Genomic DNA, 19,339 nt, shown 5'->3' on the forward strand with positions numbered 1-19,339 from the left:
TGATGCGCACGGCGCATTCCATGCTATGTGCCGGTACCGACAAGCAACGTATGACCAGTAACGTGGCCGCTATGACCGTCACGGTTGAGCCAAGCGACAACTACACCGGACACGTCGAGCCTGGTACCGCGGCCCGCCGGACCCTACCCGGCGCCACGATTCTAAAGGCGTCGGTGGGCCCGATGGACAACAACGCGTATCTGGTGACGTGTTCCACGACCGGCGAAACCCTGCTGATCGACGCGGCCAACGACGCCGACGTCCTGATCGGCCTGATCCGCCGCTACGCGCCGAAGGTGTCGCTGATCGTGACCAGCCATCAGCACTTCGATCACTGGCAGGCGCTCGAGGCCGTCGCGGAGGCCACCGGCGCCCCGACCGCCGCCAACGAGATCGACGCCGAGGCGCTGCCGGTCAAGCCCGAGCGTTTGCTGGCGGGCGGCGACACCGTCCGGATCGGCGAGCTGAGCTTCGACGTCATCCACCTGCGCGGGCACACGCCCGGCTCGATCGCGCTGGCCCTCGACGGGCCCGCGACCGGCGGGGTCACGCAGTTGTTCACCGGCGACTGCCTTTTCCCGGGCGGTGTGGGCAAGACGTGGCAGGCGGGCGATTTCACCCAGCTGCTCGACGATGTCACCACGCGGGTGTTCGACGTCTACGACGACTCGACCGCCATTTATCCCGGCCACGGGGACGACACCGTGTTGGGCGCGGAGCGCCCGCACCTGGCGGAATGGCGCGAGCGCGGCTGGTAGAGCGCGCTGATTACGTCGTGTGCACGATCAGCACGTCGACCTTGGCGCGGCGCGAGACGTTGGCCGGCACCGAGCCCAGCAGGCGTCCCGCGATCGTGCTCAGGCCTACGTTGCCGACGACCAGCAGGTCGGCTTTTTCGTCCTCGGCCAGCTTGACCAGCGCGTCGACCGGCGCGCCGACGATCGATCGGTCTTCCACGTTCTTGGCGCCGGCGTTGTGCGCCCGCTCCTTGGCGTCCTGCAGGATCGCGTAAATCGGCGCGGTCCCGGACACCTTGTAGCTCTCGTCCCGCAGTGCGTCGGCGGCCCGGGTGTCCTCGTGTTGGGGCAGGTACGCCGACGCGATGATCAGCTTTGCGTCGTCCCCCGCGATCTGCGCTGCCCGGTCCACCGCGCGAAACGACGAATCTGAGCCGTCGGTCCCGACCACCACGGTTCGATAGGCGCTCATTTACCCTCCCAGTTTCGGTTGGTCAGCCAACCCAAGACAGTATCGCGTTTGCCGGACGGAAAGGAGAAAAGATTCCCGACTCAGCGTGGCGTGGCGTTAGCCGCATTTGCCGAGGCCGGACGGCGGCGACGACCGATTTGCCCGACGCATCAACGCCCGATTGAGCAGGACTGACGCCGAAAGCCTTGGCTGGCCCCACTTTTGGCGGAACGCGTGCGCACGCCGCAACTTCGGGCAAGCACCCTACCCTCACCCGTTGGGCTCGTCGCGAGCCAGTTCACTTGGCGCCCCTTACAGTGACAATCATCATGGCCATATCCGCAGCTGAGCAGCGCGCCTCCGACGCCTCGGACGTCGCTGAAAAGGCGGTGCCGGCGCGCCCGCGCGGCCGGTTGCTCGATCCGTGGGCGATCGCCGTGTTCGCCGCCGTCGTCAGCGCGTCCTGGGCCAGCCGGCCGTCGCTGTGGTTCGACGAGGGGGCCACCATTTCGGCCTCGGCGAGCAGGACCCTGCCCGAGCTGTGGAAGCTGCTGGGCCACATCGACGCTGTTCACGGGCTGTATTACCTGCTCATGCACGGCTGGTTCGCGATTTTTCCGCCGACGGAGTTCTGGTCGCGGGCGCCCAGCGCCCTGGCGGTCGGGGCGGCCGCGGCCGGCGTCACGGTGTTCACCCGGCAGTTCGTCCCCGGGCGCGCGACGGCGCTGTGCGCGGGTGCGGTCTTCGCCATTTTGCCGCGCACCACCTGGGCGGGGATGGAAGCGCGCTCGTACGCCTTCTCGGCCGCCGCGGCCATCTGGCTGACGGTCTTGCTGGTCGCCGCCGTGCGGCGCCACCGGCCGCGATTGTGGGTGGGCTACGCGCTGGCGCTGATGCTGTCGATCCTGCTCAGCCTCAACCTGATCCTGTTGGTGCTGGTGTACGCGGTGATGGTGCCGCTGCTGGCGCCGCGGAAATCCCGCAGGTCCCCGGTCATCTGGTGGGCGACCGCCACGGCCGTCGCCGTCGGCGCCATGACGCCGTTCCTCGTTTTCGCCCACGGCCAGGTGTACCAGGTGAACTGGATCTTTCCCGTCAGCTGGCACTACGCGTTCGACATCTTCCTGCGGCAGTACTTCGACCACAGCGTTCCCTTCGCGATTATCACGGCGGTGCTGATCATCGCGGCGGTGGTGGCGTGGCTGAAGGGCGCCCGGGGTCCGGCCGGCGACCTGCGCGTGTTGCTGGTCATATGCGCGGCGTGGATAGTCCTGCCCACCGCGCTCGTCGTCGTCTACTCGGCCGTCGTCGAACCGATCTACTTCCCGCGCTACCTGATCCTCACCACGCCCGCGGTCGCCGTCGTCATGGCCGTCTGCATCGTCACGCTCGCCCGCAAACCGTGGCCCATCGCTGCGGTGGTCCTGGCGTTCGCCGCGGCGGCGGTGCCGAATTACCTGTTCATTCAGCGCTGGCCCTACGCGAAGGAGGGCTGGGACTACAGCCAGGTGGCCGACCTGATCAGCTCGCACGCCGCGCCCGGGGACTGCCTGATGGTGGACAACACGGTGCCCTGGCGGCCCGGGCCGATCCGCGCCCTGCTGGCCGCCCGGCCGGCGGCCTTCCACTCGCTGATCGACGTCGAACGCGGCGCCTACGGGCCCAAGGTCGGCTGGCTGTGGGACGGCCACGTCGCCGTGTGGCTCACGACGGCCAAGATCAACAAGTGCCCGGCCATCTGGACGATCACCAACAAGGACGGCTCGCTGCCGGATCACCAAGCCGGACAGTCGCTGTCGCCGGGAAACGCCTTCGGGCGCTCCCCCGCGTACCGGTTCCCGAGCTACCTCGGGTTCCACATCGTCGAGCGTTGGCAGTTCCATTACTCGCAGGTCGTGAAGTCAACGCGGTGACGGGCGCGTAGAAGCGCCGTCCGTGGGTAGGTCCGTGTCGCGGCCCAAATCGTCTCGGGCGTAGGCTTTTTGGGCACCGGACTGGGTCAGCGACCGGCGCGGACCGCCCGGTACGACGCGATGACGCCGGCCCCGGTCAAGGCGGTGAACACGGCGAACAGCCAGCGGGCCGCGGTCGCGTCGCCGCCGCCCTGGGTGGTGTTGACCACGACGCCGGCCACCCCGGCGCCGAACGCCCCCGAGATCAGCTGCACGGTATTGATCGCCGCGGCCGCTGCGACGCCTTCGGCCGGGTCGTCGACGGAATCCATTGCGCGCACGGACAAATGGGGCCAGGCCATCCCGATCCCGATCCCCGCAACGAGCAACCCCAGCGTCCAGGCGGCGACGGTCCCGGCGGACGCGTTGTCGCGCTGGGTGAGCGCACCCACCGCCAGGCCCGACGCCACCACCACCGGCGCGGCCGCGATCACCCGTCCGATCGCCCGCGGGCTCTCCAGCGACGCGCTGACGATCTCCGAGACCGTCCAGCCGACCGCCAGCGCCGCCCCCAGGAATCCGGCCGCGAGCGGCGTCATATGGGCCAGTCGCTGACCGAACAGCGGCACGTACGTGTCCACCATCGCCCCGACCATCAGCAGGCCCATGGCCAGGTAGATCCACTTCAGGGGTCCGCGCCCGAACACGCTGGGCGGCAACACCGCCGCGTCCATCCGCCGGTCGACGACAGCGAACAGGGCCATCAGCACGACGGCGGCGCCGAGCAGCCCGGCCGTCGCGGCGACGTTGTGCGGGATCTGCGCGACGCTGACCGCCAGTGCCGCCGCGCCGATCAGCAGCAGCGACCACACCGGGACCCCCAGCGCCGGTGTCTCCGCGCTCGCGCCGGCTCGGCCGGCGGGCAGCGCGATCGGCACCAGCGTGGCCATCAGCGCCGTCAGGATGGCCATCGCGACGAAAGCCCACCGCCACAACCCGAACTGGGCGAACAGGCCGCCCGTCGCGGGCCCGACCACCGTCGCGACCCCCCACATCGCCGACACCAGCGCCGAGGCCCGGGTCCACAGCGAGCGCGGCAGCGCCGCGTTGATGACCGCATAGCCGAGGCCGGCCAGCAGACCGCCGGCCACTCCCTGCAGGGTGCGCGCCGCGACCAGGACCTCCATGTTGGGCGCGGCCCCGCACGCCAGGCTGGAGAGCCCAAACACGGCCAGCCCCAACAGGAATGACGAGCGCGCCCCGATGCGCACCAGCATCGGATTGACCATGGTCGCCGCGACCACCGAGCCGACCAGGTACAAGGTCGTGACCCACGCATAGAGGCGGCTGCCGCCGATCTCGGCGACGGTGTTGGGCAGCAGGCTGATGGTGAGGAACTCGTTGGTGGCGTACAGCGCGACGCCACCGGCCAGCACCACCGAGGTTCCCAGGTACTTGGCGCCCAGCAGTTCGCGCCAGCTGCCGGTGATGGTGTCGGGGTGCGTCACTTCAGGCCGGCGGCGTCCATCCCGCGCAGTTCCTTTTTGAGGTCGGCGATTTCGTCGCGGAACCGGGCGGCCAGCTCGAACTGCAGATCGCGGGCGGCGGCCATCATCTGCGCGGTGAGGTCCTTGATCAGGTCGGCCAGTTCGGCGCGCGGCATGTTCGCGGTGTCGCGGCCCTCGAAGACGCCGGCGCTCACCGCGCGACCCGGCTCGCCCTGGGCGCGCCGGCCGCGGGACATGCTGCGCCCGGAACCGATTTCGACGGTCTCGCTGTCGTCGGCTTCGGCGTAGACCCGGTCGAGGATGTCGGCGATCTTCTTGCGCAGCGGCTGCGGGTCGATGCCGTTGGCCTCGTTGTAGGCGGTCTGCTTGGCGCGCCGCCGTTCGGTCTCGTCGATGGCTTCCTTCATCGAGTCGGTCATGGTGTCGGCGTACAGGTGCACCTCGCCGGACACGTTGCGGGCGGCGCGGCCGATGGTCTGGATCAGGCTGCGCGTCGAGCGCAGGAAGCCTTCCTTGTCGGCGTCGAGAATCGCCACCAGCGACACCTCCGGCAGGTCGAGGCCCTCGCGCAGCAGGTTGATGCCGACCAGGACGTCGTAATCGCCGAGGCGAAGCTGGCGCAGCAACTCCACCCGGCGCAGCGTGTCGACCTCGGAGTGCAGGTAACGGACCCGGATGCCCATCTCCAGCAGGTAGTCGGTGAGGTCCTCGGCCATCTTCTTGGTCAGCGTCGTGACCAGCACCCGCTCGTCGGCGGCGGCGCGCTTGCGGATCTCCCCGATCAGGTCGTCGATCTGGCCCTTGGTCGGCTTGACCAGGACCTTGGGGTCCACCAGCCCGGTCGGCCGGATCACCTGCTCGACGAACTCGCCGCCGGTCTGGCTCAGCTCGTAGGGCCCGGGTGTGGCCGACAAATACACCGTCTGCCCGATCCGGTCGGCGAATTCCTCCCAGGTCAGCGGCCGGTTGTCGCACGCCGACGGCAGCCGGAACCCGTACTCCACCAGGTTGCGCTTGCGGGACATGTCGCCCTCGTACATGCCGCCGATCTGCGGCACGGTGACGTGCGACTCGTCGATGACGAGCAGGAAGTCCTCGGGGAAGTAGTCGAGCAAGGTCGCCGGCGGCGAACCCGGCCCCCGGCCGTCGATGTGCCGGGAGTAGTTCTCGATCCCCGAGCAGAACCCGACCTGGCGCATCATCTCGATGTCGTAGGCGGTGCGCATCCGCAGCCGCTGGGCCTCGAGGAGCTTGCCCTGGGCCTCGAACTCGGCGAGCCGCTCGGCGAGTTCCTCCTCGATGGTCGAGATGGCGTGGGCCATTCGCTCCGGGCCGGCCACGTAGTGGGTGGCGGGGAAGATCCGCAGCGAGTCGACCTGGCGGACCACCTCGCCGGTCAGCGGGTGCAGGTAGTACAGCGCCTCGACCTCGTCGCCGAAGAACTCGATGCGGACCGCCAGCTCCTCGTAGGACGGGATGATCTCCACGGTGTCGCCGCGCACCCGGAACGAGCCGCGGGTGAAGGACAGGTCGTTGCGGGTGTACTGGACGTCGACCAGCAGCCGCAGCAGGCCGTCGCGGGGAACCTCGGTGCCGACCTGTAGTTCGACGGAGCGGTCCAGGTAGGACTGCGGCGTGCCCAGGCCGTAGATGCACGACACCGACGCCACCACCACCACGTCGCGCCGCGAGAGCAGCGCCGACGTCGCGGAGTGCCGCAGCCGCTCCACGTCGTCGTTGATGGAGCTGTCCTTCTCGATGTAGGTGTCGGTCTGCGCGATGTAGGCTTCCGGCTGGTAGTAGTCGTAGTACGACACGAAGTACTCGACGGCGTTGTGCGGCAACATCTCTCGCAGCTCGTTGGCCAGCTGGGCGGCCAGCGTCTTGTTCGGCGCCATCACCAAGGTGGGGCGCTGCAGCCGTTCGATGAGCCAGGCCGTGGTGGCCGACTTTCCGGTGCCGGTGGCGCCGAGCAGGACCACGTCGCGCTCCCCCGCCCGGATACGACGCTCCAGCTCGTCGATGGCCGCGGGCTGGTCGCCGGCCGGTGCGTGCGGGCTGACCACCTCGAAGCGGCCGCCGGCGCGCACCAGCCCTTCGACCTCTTCTGCGGCGGGGCGGTATTCCGAGTGCGCGACGACAGGGTGTTCAGTGGCAAAGGCCATGGCACCAGGGTAGAGCGGCGTACCGACAAGTGGGCCGCCGCTTCTCCCACGAGCGTGCGCAGAATGCCACGCGACGCGGCGTGTCGGCGGACAAACACCGCACGATCGCGGGCAAGGACGCTAGGCCCCCGGGCGGGTCCAGGTGCGGGTGACCGGATCGCACTGCAGCAGATACCCGTCGCTCGAGGTGGACATCGCGAACACCGAGGTGTTCGGGCGGTTGCACGAGCTACCGGTGGCGTGCACCCCCATCGTGATCGGCGCCTTGGCCCACGTGTTGCCCTCGCAGACGACCTGCTCGCTGTTGGTCGGGTCGTAGGCGAGCTTGTCGACGTCGCTGCACGACCCGCCCAGGACCGGCGCCCCGGGGTGCGACGGCGTGGTCGAGGCGCTGATCACCTGGGCGGGATCGGCCACGGGCACGGACGCCGGGGCGTCGCCGACGCGGGTGGCCACCACGGGCACCCGCACCACCGCCCCCTGCGCGCCGCATTCGTCGGACAGGGCCGTTTGCGTCACCGTGCCGCGCAGCGTGCCGTCGGCCTGCGGCGCCAACGACCCGGCGACGCTTTCCTGCTGGGTGGCCGTGACCTGCCCGTTCGGCTGCGTGCAGCCCGACCGCTCCTGCTGGAACCCGCCCTGCCAATAGCCCCCGATGAAGCGCAGCGAGTAGGTGTGACCGCCATCAACCGTGCTGGCCACCTGGTGGTTGGTGTCGTCGAGCTGGGTCCCGGTCGCCGCGCACCCGTTGGCCGTGCACACCGAGCGGAACGCCCACCAACTGGCGGCCGGACCGTCGTGACGGATCGGGATGCCGTTGGTGGTCTGCTTGCTGCGGTCATAGCTCAACTTGTAGGTGCCGTTGAGCACCGGGCCGCCGGCTCTCGCGGGCGCCGCGCCGGCCGCCGGGACGGACGGTTTCGACGCCAGCGCGGGGACATTGGCCGGCGGGCTCTCCGGCTGAAACGAGTACAGCGTCGACCAGGTCGCCGCGATGGCGATCAGCACCGCGCACACCAACGCGGTCGCCCACCGGGCCCGGGACGAGAACCGGTGATACAGCCGCCGCCGCGGCGAAGCGGCAGCCGCCGCGTCGTCGTCCTCCTCGTCGGAGACCAGCTCGCTGACCGCGGCGGCGAACGCGCGGCACCGCTCGAAGCGGTCCTCGGGGCGCTTGGCGAGGGCCGTGAAGAACACGTCGTCGAGGTAGGCCAGGTCGGGGCGGTGATCGCTGAGCCGGGGCGGGTCCTCGTGCAGGTGCTGGCTGATCACCGCGACCGGGTTAGAGTGCTGGAAGGGCGGCGCGCCGGTGAGCAGATGAAATGCCGTGGCCGCCAACGCATATTGGTCCGCGCGGCCGTCGATGTTGGATCCGGTCAGCTGTTCGGGGGCGGCGTAGGCCACCGTGCCCACCGCGACGTTGGTCTCGGTGATGCCGCTGATGTTGGCGAGGTGGCGCGCTACACCGAAGTCCGCCAACAGGATTCGGCGTTCCCCGTCATCGGGATGGGTGAGCAGGATGTTGGCGGGCTTGACGTCGCGGTGCAACAGGCCGCGGTCGTGTGCGTAATCCAGCGCCCCCGCGACCGCCTGCAGGATCGCGCACACCTCGTCGATGGGCATCCCGTCCGGGTAGCGCTCCTTAACCAGCCGGGCGGCGTCGGTGCCCTCGACGTAGTCCATGGAAATCCAGAGCTGACCGTCGAATTCGCCGCGGTCATGGACGCCGACGACGTGCGGGTGCCAGAGCGTCGCCGCCAGGTCGGCCTCCCGGTTGAACCGCTCGCGGAACTCCGGATCGGCGGTGACCGCCTCGGCGAGCACCTTGATCACGTCGCGACGCGGCAGCCGGGGATGCAGCGCCAGGTAGACCTCGGCCATGCCGCCGGCGCCGAGCTGCCGCAGGATCGTGTAGCCGGCGAACGCCGCACCGCTGCTCAGCGCGAGGCGCGATCCGCCGGCCTCGGGGTGGGACTCCACGACCGGAGGTTCGGCGTTGGGGGTCGAGTTGACCGGCGGGATGCGGCGAAACAGGTGCGCGACGGTCGCCGAGGGACCCGAATGAAAGCCAGCGCGCAGCGCTTCACGCGCCAGACGCGGGTTGCTCAGCAGCCGTCTGCCGGCGTCGATGCGCCGGGTCGTCCCCTTCTGTTCGTCCGTCAATCGTCGCCCCCTCGTCTGTCCGCTTTCACTCCCCGCACGTCCGAATGATGCCCGATCTCGGTGGGCGCTAAGTCTCAGCAAGCTATGCGTCAGCTATGAGTGACCGAACCGAAACAAAGACAAATCACAGGCGAGTCCCATGGAGACCACTCGAACCGCCGACCGATACTTGAGGGGTGACCCGACCCGCCCCGCCTGTCCTGACAATCCGGCACGACGGGTCCCAACGCTCGTTCGCGGCCGGCCACGAGGTCGTCGTCGGGCGTGACGCGAACGCGGACTTGCGGATTCCCGATCCCCGGATCTCCCGCGCCCATCTGATCGTGCGGTTCGACCAGGGCCGCTGGCTGGCGATCGACAACGGCTCGCTGAACGGCACCTATGTCAACGGCTACCGGATGCCGGTCATCGACATCCACGACGGCCAGAGCATCAACGTCGGCAATCCGCAGGGACCGCGGCTGACGTTCGCGGTCGGACCGCAGCAGGGCCACGCCAGCGGACCGCCCCCGGCCAGGCCGGCGCGGGACTCCGGGCCGCCCACCCTGGCATGGTCCGCGCTGCCGGAGCGGACGAACCCCACCGCGCCGCCCGCCCCGCGGCGCGGCCAGACCGGAAGCCAGCCCAGGCAGGCCGCGCCGCCGCGCCCGATGCCACCCAAGGCACCGCCCCGGCAACCGGCGCCGCCGCGGCAGGCGCCCCCGCCGCCGCGGATCCAGACGTCGGGCATGCCACCGGCCCCGCGGCCGCTCCGCCCGACGCCACCCGACCAGGTGACAACCGTCAACGCCGAGCCGGCGGTCCGGCGGGACGCGCCGCCGCCCGCCGAGTCCACGGTGATCGACGCCAAGACGGCCGACGTCTCCAACCTCGCGACGCGGTTCGTGAAGTTGCTGTCGCCGCGCATGTCGGCGGCCGCGGGCACGGCCGACGCCAAGACGATCGGGCGCGCGGCAGAGAGCGACATAGTCGTCTACGACGTGCTCGCCTCGCGGCATCACGCCACGCTGCTGCAGACGCCGCTCGGCACCGAGATCCGCGACAACAGCATCAACGGCACCTTCGTCAACGGCACCCGGGTCGGGTCGGCGATCCTGACCGACGGCGACGTCGTCACCATCGGCAACGTCGACCTGGCGTTCCGGGACGGCACCCTGGTCGAGGGCGGCGCCGCCGCGGCCCGCACCGGCGGCCTGGAGGTGCGCAACGTCCGCTACGTCGTCGACAACGGCAAGCAACTGCTCGACGACATCTCGCTGACCGCCCGACCGGGGACGCTGACCGCCGTGATCGGGGGCTCGGGCGCCGGCAAGAGCACACTGGCCCGACTGATCGCCGGCTACACCAGCCCCACCTCGGGTTCGGTGAGCTTCGAGGGCCACGACATCCACGCCGAGTACGCGTCGCTGCGCAGCAGGATCGGCATGGTCCCCCAGGACGACGTGGTGCACCGCCAGCTGACGGTCAACCAGGCACTTGGCTACGCGGCCGAACTGCGGCTGCCGCCCGACACCAGCAAGGCCGACCGCGCCAAGGTCGTTACCCAGGTCCTCGAGGAGCTGGACCTGACCAAGCACGCCGACACCCGCGTCGACAAGCTGTCCGGCGGCCAGCGCAAACGGGCCTCGGTCGCGCTGGAGCTGCTGACCGGGCCGTCGCTGCTGATCCTCGACGAGCCGACGTCGGGCCTCGACCCGGCGCTGGACCACCAGGTGATGACGATGCTGCGTCAGCTGGCCGACGCCGGCCGCGTGGTGATCGTGGTGACGCACATGCTGTCCTACCTGGACATCTGCGACCAGCTGCTGTTGGTGGCCCCGGGCGGCAAGACGGCCTACTTCGGCCCGCCCGACCAGATCGGCGAGGCGATGGGTACCACCAACTGGGCCAAGATCTTCACCAAGGTGGGCGCCGACCCCGAGGAGGCCAACCGGCGGTTCCTGGCCCAGGCCGAGGCCCAGAAGCGCCCCCAGAAACAGCTGACGGCCGGAACCGAGCCCGGCGACCTGGGCGAGCCGGTGCACACCAGCGTGCGGCGCCAGATTTCCACGGTCGCGCGCCGGCAGGTCCGGCTCGTCGTCGCCGACCGCGCCTATTTCGTCTTCCTGGCGCTGTTGCCGTTCATCCTGGGTTCCCTGTCGCTGACCGTGCCGGGCAACCATGGGTTTAACGTGCCGGCCCCAGGCGCCGGGACCCCGGACGAAGCCGCGCAGATCCTGGCCCTGCTGCTGCCGGCCGCGGCGTTCATGGGCACCGCGCTAACGATCCGCGACCTGGTCGGCGAGCGCGCCATCTTCCAGCGCGAGCAGGCGGTCGGGTTGTCGACGACGGCCTACCTGCTCGCGAAGACGTCGGTGTTCTGCGGGTTCGCGATCCTGCAGTCGGCGATCGTCACCGCGATCGTGGTGATCGGCAAGAGCGCCCCGACGCGTGGCGCCGTTCTGCTGGGCCACTCGACCGCCGGGGCCACCCTCGAGCTGTTCCTGACCGTGGCGGGGACCTGTGTCGCCTCAGCCATCCTCGGGCTGGCCATTTCGTCACTGGTCCGCTCCAGCGAGCAGATCATGCCGCTGTTCGTGGTCACGGTGATGGCGCAGCTAGTGCTGTGCGGCGGCATGGTCCCGGTCACCGGCCGGCTCGGCCTTGACCAACTGTCCTTCGCGATGCCCGCGCGCTGGGGCTACGCTGCCGCGGCCTCGACGGTCGACCTGCGGCACCTGGTGCCCGATTCGCTGCTCTCCCAGGACCGGTTCTGGGAGCACAGCTCGAGGGCCTGGCTGATCGACATGGGCATGCTGGCCGCGCTGTCGGTGTTCTACGGCACCTTCGTGCGGTGGAAAATTCGGTTGCGCCGATAGGGCGGGGCGATCCTAGATCTGCTCGGCGCCGCCGTCGACGAACAACTCGCTGCCGGTCATGAAGCTGCTTTCGTCCGACGCGAGGAATAGCACTGCCGCGGCGACCTCCTCGGGCCTGCCCAGGCGGCCCATCGGGACCTTGGACGCCTCGCCTTCGCGTAGCTCCTGCTCTCGTCCGGCCGGCGCCAGTCCCAGCAGCCCGGGAGTCTCGACCGGTCCGGGAACGATCGTGTTGACCCGAATCCCGCGGCCGATGAGTTCGGCCGCCCAGGTCCGCCCGAACGAGCGGATCGCCGCCTTGCTCGCCGCATACACGCTGAACGCCGGGGTGCCGTTGTAGGCGGCGGTCGAGCCGGTCAGCACTATCGACGAGCCGCGGTTGAGCAGCGGCAGCATCGCTTGCACGGTGAACAACGTGCCACCCACGTTGGTCATGAACGTGGACGTGAAGTGTTCGACCGAAATGTCGCCCAGTGCCGCGAATTCTCCGCCGCCCGCGTTGGCGAAGAGCACGTCGAGGCCGTCGCCGCGGGATGCGATGGCGTCGGCGATCGCCGCCACGTCGTCGAGGTTGGCCACGTCGGCGCGGACGCCCGTCGCCCGGTCACCGATCGAGGCCACCGCGGCGTCGATGGTTTCCTGATTACGACCGGTCAGGAAGACGTAGGCGCCGCGCCGGCCAGCCGCTGCGCTGTCGCCAACCCGATGCCCGAATTCCCGCCGGTGACGAGAGCTGTCTTTCCGCTGAGGTCGCTCACCGTGACTAGAGTAGGGCCATCCATCCGCCGAAGCACGAGACGTTCGACCTGGTCGCCCGCACCAACACCGATCCGAAGGGCATCGTGCGGGCCGTCGACGAGTACGTCGTGCACCCGTGGGGGCTCTACATCGCCCGCCCCACCCCGGGCCGCGCGCAGTTCCACTACCTCGAATCGTGGCTGCTCCCGTCGTTGGGCTTGCGCGCCACCGTCTTTCACTTCAACCCGGGACACGAACGCGACCAGGACTACTACCTGGACGTGGGCGAATACACGCCGGGCCCGGACGTGTGGCGGTCGGAGGACCACTACCTCGACATCGTCGTCCGGACCGGCGCCGGGGCGGAGCTGGCCGACGTCGACGAGCTGCTGGACGCCGTGCGCCACGGCCTGCTGACCCCGGAAATCGCCGAACAAGCCGTGCGGCGCGCCGTGGTCGCCATCGACGGCCTGGCCCGCAACGACTACGACCTATCGCGGTGGATGGCCGCGGATGGCATGGAGTTGACCTGGCGTGAGGCATAGCTCGTTTCCTCACGTGACCCACGGGTATCACTTCGGGATGCGTTTGATGGACAACCGACGCAAGCGCCGGCCCGGCCAGGACCCGCGTTTCGTCATCCAGCGGCGGGGGGCTGACAGCGACCACTACGAGCTTGGCCTCGAGATCGACGGCGTGCTGGTCGCCTGGGCGATACCCAACGACAGCCGCATCGCCCGCCGCGTCGCTGACCTGCCCCTCGACGACCTCGAGGGCGACGTCGAGGGCGACCGCGGCACCTATGTCAACGCGACGCCCTACGACATCGCCGATTGCCTTGACCGCGGCCACCTTTCGTTCTTTCTGTGCGGCGACTGGCTGCGCGGCTGGTACACGCTGACCCGGATCCGGGACGGCGACCAGGAGACATGGCTGCTGATCAGGCGCAAAGACGACGAGGACGCCGACACGCTGCGCCAGCCGGCGCTGACCGGCCACTCTGTGGACGACGTGTCATGACCGACTTCGCCGCCCTGCCGGAAGCGGTGCGCGCGGCGCTGCACGACGAGCCGGTGCCCGACTGGCGGGCGCCGACGCTGGCAACCCTGACCGACCGGCGCTTCTCCGATCCACACTGGATCTTCGAGCGCAAATTCGACGGGATGCGCTGCCTCGGCTTCCGCGACGGCGACCGGGTGCGGCTGCTGTCGCGGAATCGGCAGCCGCTCAACGGAACCTATCCCGAGCTCGTCGACGCGCTCGGTGCCCAGCGGACCAAGCGGTTCGTCGTGGACGGCGAGGTGGTGGCGTTCGAGGGCCGGCGCACCAGCTTCGCCAGGCTGCAGGGCCGGCTGGGCATCACCGACCCGGAGGTGGCCCGCGCGTCACCCGTCCGCGTCTTCTACTACGTGTTCGACCTGCTCCACCTCGACGGCAAGTCGACCACCGACGTGCCGCAGCTGTGGCGAAAGAAGCTGCTGCGCAAGGCAATTGAATTTGGTGACCCGCTGCGTTTCGCGGTGCACCGGGTCCAGGACGGGATCGGCGCCTATGAGGCGGCGTGCCGGCGCGGTGACGAGGGGGTGATCGCCAAGCGGGCCGACGCCACGTACGAAGGCGGCCGGTCGAAGAACTGGTTGAAGTTCAAGTGCGTTCGCGATCAGGAATTCGTCGTCGGCGGCTACACCAGCCCCAAAGGCGGCCGCATCGAGCTGGGCGCGCTGTTGCTCGGCTACCACGACGGCCGCGACCTGGTCTACGCCGGCAAGGTGGGGACCGGGTTCGACGAACCCACGCTGCGCAGCCTGCACGAGCGACTGTCGCCCCTGGAGCAGGACACGCCACCGTTCACCCGGGGCCTGGTGCGCGAGAACGGCGCCCACTGGGTGCGCCCGGAGTTGGTCGCCCAGATCGGGTTCACCGAGTGGACCCGCGACGGCAAGCTGCGCCACCCGCGTTACCAGGGGCTGCGCACCGACAAGGACGCCGCCGACGTCGTACGGGAGACACGCTGATGCCGCGCTTCGAGGTTGAGGTGACCCACCCGGACCGGGTGATGTTCCCGAAAGACGGGATCACCAAGGGCGAGCTGGTCGCCTACTACGGCGAGGTGGCCGACACGATGCTGCCGCACCTGCGGGACCGGGCGCTCACCGTGCAGCGGTTCCCGCGCGGCATCGGCGAACAGGGTTGGGTGCAACAGGATTTCGCCGATTCGCTGCCCGACTGGATGGGCCGTGTCGAAGTCGCCAAAGAGGGCGGCACCGTGGTCCATCCCGTGGCGGAGCGTCCGGAGGCGCTGCGCTGGCTGGCCAATCAGAACTGCGTCACGCTGCACGTGTGGCAGTCGCGGCGGGACCGGCTGCACAAGCCCGACCGGCTGGTGTTCGATCTCGACCCCTCCGATACCGACTTCGCCGTGGTGCGGGCGACGGCCCACGCGGTGGCCGGGGTCATGGACGACCTCGGGCTGGCCCGCTATGTGCAGACCACCGGGTCGCGCGGGCTGCACGTCGTGGTGCCGCTGCGGCCCGACACCGATTTCGACACCGCCCGCCAATTCTCCCGCGAGGTCGCCGAGGTGGTGGTGGCCGACGACGTAGCCCACCGCACCGTCGAGGCCCGCAAAGACAAGCGCGGCAACCGCGTGTATCTGGACATCATGCGAAACGCGTACGCGCAGACCGCGGTTGCGCCGTATTCGGTGCGGGCCCGGGCGGGCGCGCCGGTGGCGACCCCGCTGGAGTGGGACGAGCTGGACACCCGCGGCCTGCGCGCGGACCGATTCACCATTCGCGACGTCCCCAAACGGCTTGCCGGGCAAGGTGATCCGTGGGCCGGCATGCACCGGCACGCCCGCTCGCTGACGGGGCCGGCGCAGCGGGTGGCAAAGCTTCGTGCCTGAACTGCCCGACGTGGAGGGCTTTCGGCGCGAGCTGGCCGATGCGCTGCCCGGCCGGCGGATCCGGAGCGTGCAGGTCCGCGATCCGGGCATCCTGCGAAACGTCACCGCCACGGCGCTCGGCCAGCGGCTCGACGGCCACCGCTTCGATTGCCCACGCCGGCACGGCAAGTGGTTGATGCTGCCGACGGACGGCCCGACGCTGCTGGTGCACAGCGGGATGACCGGGCACCCGCACTATGCCGCCGGCGGCGCCGATCGCGAGCCGCACGAGCGGCTGGTGATCGCGCTGGATCGTGGGGAACTCCGCTACGCAGACCTCCGCAAGCTGCGCGGGGTGTGGCTGGCCGACAACGACGACGACGTCGCACGCGTAACGGGCCCCCAGGGCCCCGACGCCTTGGGCCTCGGCCTGCCGGCATTCCGCGAGGCCCTGCGCGGCCGGTCCGGGCGGCTAAAGCCGACACTCATGGACCAGGCGGTGATCGCCGGGCTCGGCAACCTGCTCACCGACGAGATCTGCTGGCGGGCGCGGATCGCGCCGACCCGCCCGATCCCGGAACTTGGGGACGACGAGCTCAAGGCCCTGCACACGGCGATGACGCGGGTGCTGCGCACCGCTGTGCCGCACGGTCGGGTGCCCGGCCTGCCGCGGTGGCTCACCGGGGTGCGCGACGAACCCGACCCGTCGTGTCCGCGCTGCGGCACCCGCCTCGCGCGGGCCCGCGTGGCCGGGCGGACGTCGTTGTGGTGCCCGCGCTGCCAACCCGGGTAATCTCGGCTGTTATGAGCCCCAGCAACCACCGGTGGATGGCGATCGCCGCCTTGACCGTAATCGCGGCCGGGTCCCAGCTAAGCCCGGCAACCGCGAATGCCGACCTGCACAACATCACCTACCGCGTCAGGATCGACGCCCTGACAACCGGCAGCCAGGCCATCTTCGTGACCAACGGCGGCCGGACGAGCAGCACCAACCTTCCGTCGATGCCGGGCAACGTGTTCGAGGCCAACACGGTGCTGCCCGATCCGCAGCAGGCCGGCATCCAGGTTCAGCTTCACTGGCCCTATTCGGCCAACGTGCACTGCGAGATCGACGTCGACGACAACGTTTTCACCCAGGCCGACCAGATGGTCAGGCCGGCGCAGGGCAATTCCGACCCCATGAACGGGGTGCTGCTGTGCGGGGCGAAGCCCGACCGGCTAGGGCTGCCATCCGGTTGAGTCGGCCCACTCCCAGGCCCGCCGGTACGCGTCGGCAAACCATGGTTCCTTGGCGTCGGCGTAGCGGGAGACGTCACCGCCCGCCACCTGTTCGGCCTTGAGCTTGGCGGCCAGGTAGTCGGCGCGCGCGCCGACATCGGCCCGCAGCCAGGCTACGAACAGCAGGGCGAACTGCTGGTTGGGCCAGCCGTTGACCCGAATGTGCACGTTGGTCGGCCGGCCCGGGTCGGCGGAGGCGTGAATCCGCTTGTGCCACAACGCCACATCGTCGGTGTGGGCTACGTCCTCGGTAATGGCCTCGATGCGCGGGTAGCCGGCCGACAATAACGGCTCCGCGAGCTCGTCGGCGACGGCGAGCGATTCGACCGTGATCTGGATGTCGATGACGTCCTTGGCGTCCAAGGCGGGCAGCGCGGTGGAGCCGATGTGGTCGATGCGCAGCGCCCGGTGGCCACAGGCCGTCTGCAACCGATTGACGATCCGCCGCGCCTGGTCGGGCCAACTCGGGTCGGCAGGCATGAGACGCGCGGGCGCGTGCGCGATCTGGCGCTCGCTCAGGTTGTGGGCGAACGGCAGGATCCGGTCGTTCCAGACGTCGCGGGCCCGCTGCGCCAACTCCTCGGGGCTGCCCGAGTTGTCCAGCCAGACGTCGGCGACGGCGCGGCGCTGCTCGTCGTCGGCCTGCGCGGCGATCCGGGCGCGGGCGTCTTCCTCGGGCATGCCGCGTAGGTCGACCAGCCGCCGCACCCGTACCTCGACGTCCGCGTGCACCACCACCACGAGCGGGAACAGCGGCGCCATGCCGGACTCCACCAGCAGCGGAATGTCTTCGACGACAACGACATCGTCGGGCACCGAGGCGATGATCTCGGAACGGCGCTTGCCGACCAGCGGGTGCACGATCCCGTTCAGCTTCTGGCGCGCCTCGTCATCACGAAAGGCCTTGGCGGCCAACGCCGGACGATCCAGCGATCCGTCGGGTGACAGGATGTCCTCGCCGAACGCCTCGACGAGCGCCTTCAGGCCCTCGGTGCCCGGCTCGACCACCTCGCGCGCGATGACGTCGCCGTCGACGATGACGGCACCGCACTTCGCGAAGGTGGACGAGACCGCCGACTTGCCGGCGCCGATGCCACCGGTCAACCCGATGCGCAGCATCCCAGAACGCTATTAGGCGTTGCCGGCGAGCTTTTCCCGCAGGGCCGCCAGCTGGGCGTCGCTGGCCAGCGATCCACCGGCCGCTTTCTCCGACGACGCGCCGTTGCCCGGCGCCTGGTCGCCGGCGGCGTGGGCGGCCGACTCGGCGGCGGCGAACTTCTCCATCTGCGCGGTGTGCATCTTGTGCCGGCGCTCGGCCTCGGCGTAGCGGGCCTCCCACTCGTTGCGCTGGGCGTCGAATCCCTCGAGCCATTCGTTGGTCTCGGAGTCGAAGCCCTCGGGGAAGATGTAGTTGCCCTGCTCGTCGTAGCTGTCGGCCATGCCGTACTTCGCCGGGTCGAATTCCTCGGTGTAGTCCTCGTTGGCCTGCTTGAGCGACAACGAGATTCGGCGGCGCTCCAGGTCGATGTCGATGACCTTGACCATCGCGTCGTCGCCGACGGCCACCACCTGGTCGGGCACCTCGACGTGCCGCTCGGCCAGCTCGGAGATGTGCACCAGGCCCTCGATGCCCTCCTCGACGCGGACGAACGCGCCGAACGGAACCAGCTTGGTGACCTTCCCGGGCACGATCTGGCCGATGGCGTGGGTGCGGGCGAAGTGGCGCCACGGGTCTTCCTGAGTCGCCTTGAGCGACAACGAAACCCGCTCGCGGTCCATGTCGACGTCGAGCACCTCGACGGTGACCTCGTCGCCGACCTGCACCACCTCGGACGGGTGGTCGATGTGCTTCCAGGACAGCTCGGACACGTGCACCAGGCCGTCCACCCCGCCGAGGTCGACGAACGCGCCGAAGTTGACGATGGACGAGACCACACCCTTGCGGATGCTGCCCTTCTGCAGCTGGTTGAGGAACTCGCTGCGCACCTCGGACTGGGTCTGCTCCAGCCAGGCCCGGCGGGACAGGACCACGTTGTTGCGGTTCTTGTCCAGCTCGATGATCTTGGCCTCGATCTCCTTGCCGATGTAGGGCTGCAGGTCGCGCACGCGCCGCATCTCGACGAGCGAGGCGGGCAGGAAGCCACGCAACCCGATGTCCAGGATCAGGCCGCCCTTGACGACCTCGATGACGGTGCCCTTGACGGCCTCGTCCTTCTCCTTGAGCGCCTCGATCGTGCCCCAGGCGCGCTCGTACTGGGCGCGCTTCTTGGACAGGATCAGCCGGCCCTCTTTGTCCTCCTTGGTGAGAACCAGGGCCTCGACCTCATCGCCGACGGAAACGACCTCGTTGGGGTCGACGTCGTGCTTGATGGAGAGCTCGCGGGCGGGGATGACCCCTTCGGTCTTGTAGCCGATGTCGAGGAGCACCTCGTCCCGGTCAACTTTGACGATGGTGCCTTCGACGATGTCGCCATCGTTGAAGTACTTGATCGTTTTGTCTATTGCGGCGAGAAAATCCTCGCTCGAGCCAATGTCGTTGACGGCTACTTGCGGCGAGGTGACGGTGGGACTCGGCATGTTGTTGGGTTGCTCCGGACAGGTTGGGTCGTAGGGACAAAACAGGATTTACCTGTCGAGGCTACTCGACAGGGCACTAGCTGGACAA

15 protein-coding genes and 1 pseudogene are annotated in these 19,339 nt (G+C 69.5%); 9 read left to right on the plus strand and 7 right to left on the minus strand.

The genetic code is table 11. From position 1 onward, the window contains the following. The first annotated feature begins 71 nt into the window (after positions 1–71). Positions 72–758, plus strand: coding sequence for an MBL fold metallo-hydrolase (locus AC5Y7V_RS28870; protein ID WP_499883456.1), 687 nt, complete (start codon positions 72–74; stop codon positions 756–758). Positions 759–768: 10 nt separating this feature from the next. Here AC5Y7V_RS28870 and AC5Y7V_RS28875 read toward each other — a convergent pair whose 3' ends face one another. Beyond that, complete coding sequence (locus tag AC5Y7V_RS28875) at positions 769–1,209, minus strand: universal stress protein (protein ID WP_068107190.1); 441 nt, start codon at positions 1,207–1,209, stop codon at positions 769–771. Between the two features lie 308 nt (positions 1,210–1,517). Here AC5Y7V_RS28875 and AC5Y7V_RS28880 point away from each other — a divergent pair, with 308 nt between their 5' ends. Further along, entirely contained in the window at positions 1,518–3,101 is a 1,584-nt protein-coding gene (locus AC5Y7V_RS28880) for a mannosyltransferase (RefSeq protein ID WP_499883457.1), read from the plus strand. Positions 3,102–3,187: 86 nt separating this feature from the next. Here the strand turns inward: AC5Y7V_RS28880 and AC5Y7V_RS28885 are convergent, their stop codons facing one another. From AC5Y7V_RS28885 to AC5Y7V_RS28895, 3 genes are all read right to left on the minus strand, one after another. Beyond that, positions 3,188–4,588 carry an MFS transporter gene (locus AC5Y7V_RS28885; RefSeq protein ID WP_499883458.1) on the minus strand — a complete coding sequence of 467 codons (1,401 nt, stop codon included), beginning with the start codon at positions 4,586–4,588 and terminating at the stop codon, positions 3,188–3,190. Then, on the minus strand, positions 4,585–6,753 hold the full coding sequence (gene uvrB, locus AC5Y7V_RS28890; protein ID WP_499883459.1) for an excinuclease ABC subunit UvrB: 2,169 nt from the start codon (positions 6,751–6,753) through the stop codon (positions 4,585–4,587). Before uvrB ends, AC5Y7V_RS28885 begins: the two co-directional genes overlap by 4 nt. 120 nt (positions 6,754–6,873) lie before the next feature. After that, positions 6,874–8,916: a serine/threonine-protein kinase gene (locus AC5Y7V_RS28895; protein WP_499883460.1), complete on the minus strand. Its 2,043-nt coding sequence runs from the start codon at positions 8,914–8,916 to the stop codon at positions 6,874–6,876. A 176-nt stretch (positions 8,917–9,092) separates the two neighbouring features. On the opposite strand from AC5Y7V_RS28895, the gene AC5Y7V_RS28900 reads away from it, so the two are divergent. Beyond that, complete coding sequence (locus tag AC5Y7V_RS28900) at positions 9,093–11,774, plus strand: ATP-binding cassette domain-containing protein (RefSeq protein WP_499883461.1); 2,682 nt, start codon at positions 9,093–9,095, stop codon at positions 11,772–11,774. A gap of 12 nt (positions 11,775–11,786) precedes the next feature. Here the strand turns inward: AC5Y7V_RS28900 and AC5Y7V_RS28905 are convergent. Continuing rightward, positions 11,787–12,532: pseudogene (locus AC5Y7V_RS28905) on the minus strand (SDR family oxidoreductase). An 84-nt stretch (positions 12,533–12,616) separates the two neighbouring features. Here AC5Y7V_RS28905 and AC5Y7V_RS28910 point away from each other — a divergent pair. Genes AC5Y7V_RS28910 through AC5Y7V_RS28935 form a run of 6 tightly spaced genes read left to right on the plus strand, consistent with a single transcriptional unit; the run spans position 12,617 to position 16,635 of the window. Continuing rightward, a complete protein-coding gene (locus AC5Y7V_RS28910; RefSeq protein WP_499883462.1) occupies positions 12,617–13,057 on the plus strand; it encodes a ribonuclease FAU-1 family protein in 441 nt (146 codons plus the stop codon). A gap of 46 nt (positions 13,058–13,103) precedes the next feature. Continuing rightward, positions 13,104–13,532 carry a DNA polymerase ligase N-terminal domain-containing protein gene (locus AC5Y7V_RS28915; protein WP_499883463.1) on the plus strand — a complete coding sequence of 143 codons (429 nt, stop codon included), beginning with the start codon at positions 13,104–13,106 and terminating at the stop codon, positions 13,530–13,532. Beyond that, positions 13,529–14,527 carry a non-homologous end-joining DNA ligase gene (gene ligD, locus AC5Y7V_RS28920; protein WP_499883464.1) on the plus strand — a complete coding sequence of 333 codons (999 nt, stop codon included), beginning with the start codon at positions 13,529–13,531 and terminating at the stop codon, positions 14,525–14,527. The genes AC5Y7V_RS28915 and ligD (AC5Y7V_RS28920) overlap by 4 nt, the downstream gene beginning before the upstream one ends. After that, positions 14,527–15,417 (plus strand): non-homologous end-joining DNA ligase, encoded by an 891-nt coding sequence (gene ligD / locus AC5Y7V_RS28925; RefSeq protein WP_499883465.1) that lies wholly within the window; start codon positions 14,527–14,529, stop codon positions 15,415–15,417. Before ligD (AC5Y7V_RS28920) ends, ligD (AC5Y7V_RS28925) begins: the two co-directional genes overlap by 1 nt. Then, positions 15,410–16,189, plus strand: a complete 780-nt coding sequence (locus AC5Y7V_RS28930) for an Fpg/Nei family DNA glycosylase (RefSeq protein ID WP_499883466.1) — start codon at positions 15,410–15,412, stop codon at positions 16,187–16,189. Before ligD (AC5Y7V_RS28925) ends, AC5Y7V_RS28930 begins: the two co-directional genes overlap by 8 nt. Before the next feature lie 11 nt (positions 16,190–16,200). Next, complete coding sequence (locus AC5Y7V_RS28935; RefSeq protein WP_499883467.1) at positions 16,201–16,635, plus strand: hypothetical protein; 435 nt, start codon at positions 16,201–16,203, stop codon at positions 16,633–16,635. Here AC5Y7V_RS28935 and coaE read toward each other — a convergent pair. Both coaE and rpsA read right to left on the minus strand, forming a co-directional pair. Next, on the minus strand, positions 16,615–17,793 hold the full coding sequence (gene coaE / locus AC5Y7V_RS28940; protein ID WP_499883468.1) for a dephospho-CoA kinase: 1,179 nt from the start codon (positions 17,791–17,793) through the stop codon (positions 16,615–16,617). The two genes, AC5Y7V_RS28935 and coaE, sit on opposite strands and share 21 nt — an antisense overlap. A gap of 12 nt (positions 17,794–17,805) precedes the next feature. Next, a complete protein-coding gene (gene rpsA, locus AC5Y7V_RS28945) occupies positions 17,806–19,251 on the minus strand; it encodes a 30S ribosomal protein S1 (RefSeq protein ID WP_499883469.1) in 1,446 nt (481 codons plus the stop codon). Positions 19,252–19,339 lie beyond the last annotated feature (88 nt).

Source organism: Mycobacterium sp. NGS34 (assembly GCF_059812845.1).

What these genes read in the sequence shown, in the direction of transcription:
- AC5Y7V_RS28870 (WP_499883456.1), top strand. Translation starts at nt 72, where the DNA reads ATGACCGTCACGGTTGAGCCAAGCGACAACTACACCGGACACGTCGAG.
- AC5Y7V_RS28875 (WP_068107190.1), bottom strand. Translation starts at nt 1,209, where the DNA reads ATGAGCGCCTATCGAACCGTGGTGGTCGGGACCGACGGCTCAGATTCG.
- AC5Y7V_RS28880 (WP_499883457.1), top strand. Translation starts at nt 1,518, where the DNA reads ATGGCCATATCCGCAGCTGAGCAGCGCGCCTCCGACGCCTCGGACGTC.
- uvrB (WP_499883459.1), bottom strand. Translation starts at nt 6,753, where the DNA reads ATGGCCTTTGCCACTGAACACCCTGTCGTCGCGCACTCGGAATACCGC.
- AC5Y7V_RS28915 (WP_499883463.1), top strand. Translation starts at nt 13,104, where the DNA reads ATGGACAACCGACGCAAGCGCCGGCCCGGCCAGGACCCGCGTTTCGTC.
- ligD (WP_499883464.1), top strand. Translation starts at nt 13,529, where the DNA reads ATGACCGACTTCGCCGCCCTGCCGGAAGCGGTGCGCGCGGCGCTGCAC.
- ligD (WP_499883465.1), top strand. Translation starts at nt 14,527, where the DNA reads ATGCCGCGCTTCGAGGTTGAGGTGACCCACCCGGACCGGGTGATGTTC.
- AC5Y7V_RS28935 (WP_499883467.1), top strand. Translation starts at nt 16,201, where the DNA reads ATGAGCCCCAGCAACCACCGGTGGATGGCGATCGCCGCCTTGACCGTA.
- coaE (WP_499883468.1), bottom strand. Translation starts at nt 17,793, where the DNA reads ATGCTGCGCATCGGGTTGACCGGTGGCATCGGCGCCGGCAAGTCGGCG.
- rpsA (WP_499883469.1), bottom strand. Translation starts at nt 19,251, where the DNA reads ATGCCGAGTCCCACCGTCACCTCGCCGCAAGTAGCCGTCAACGACATT.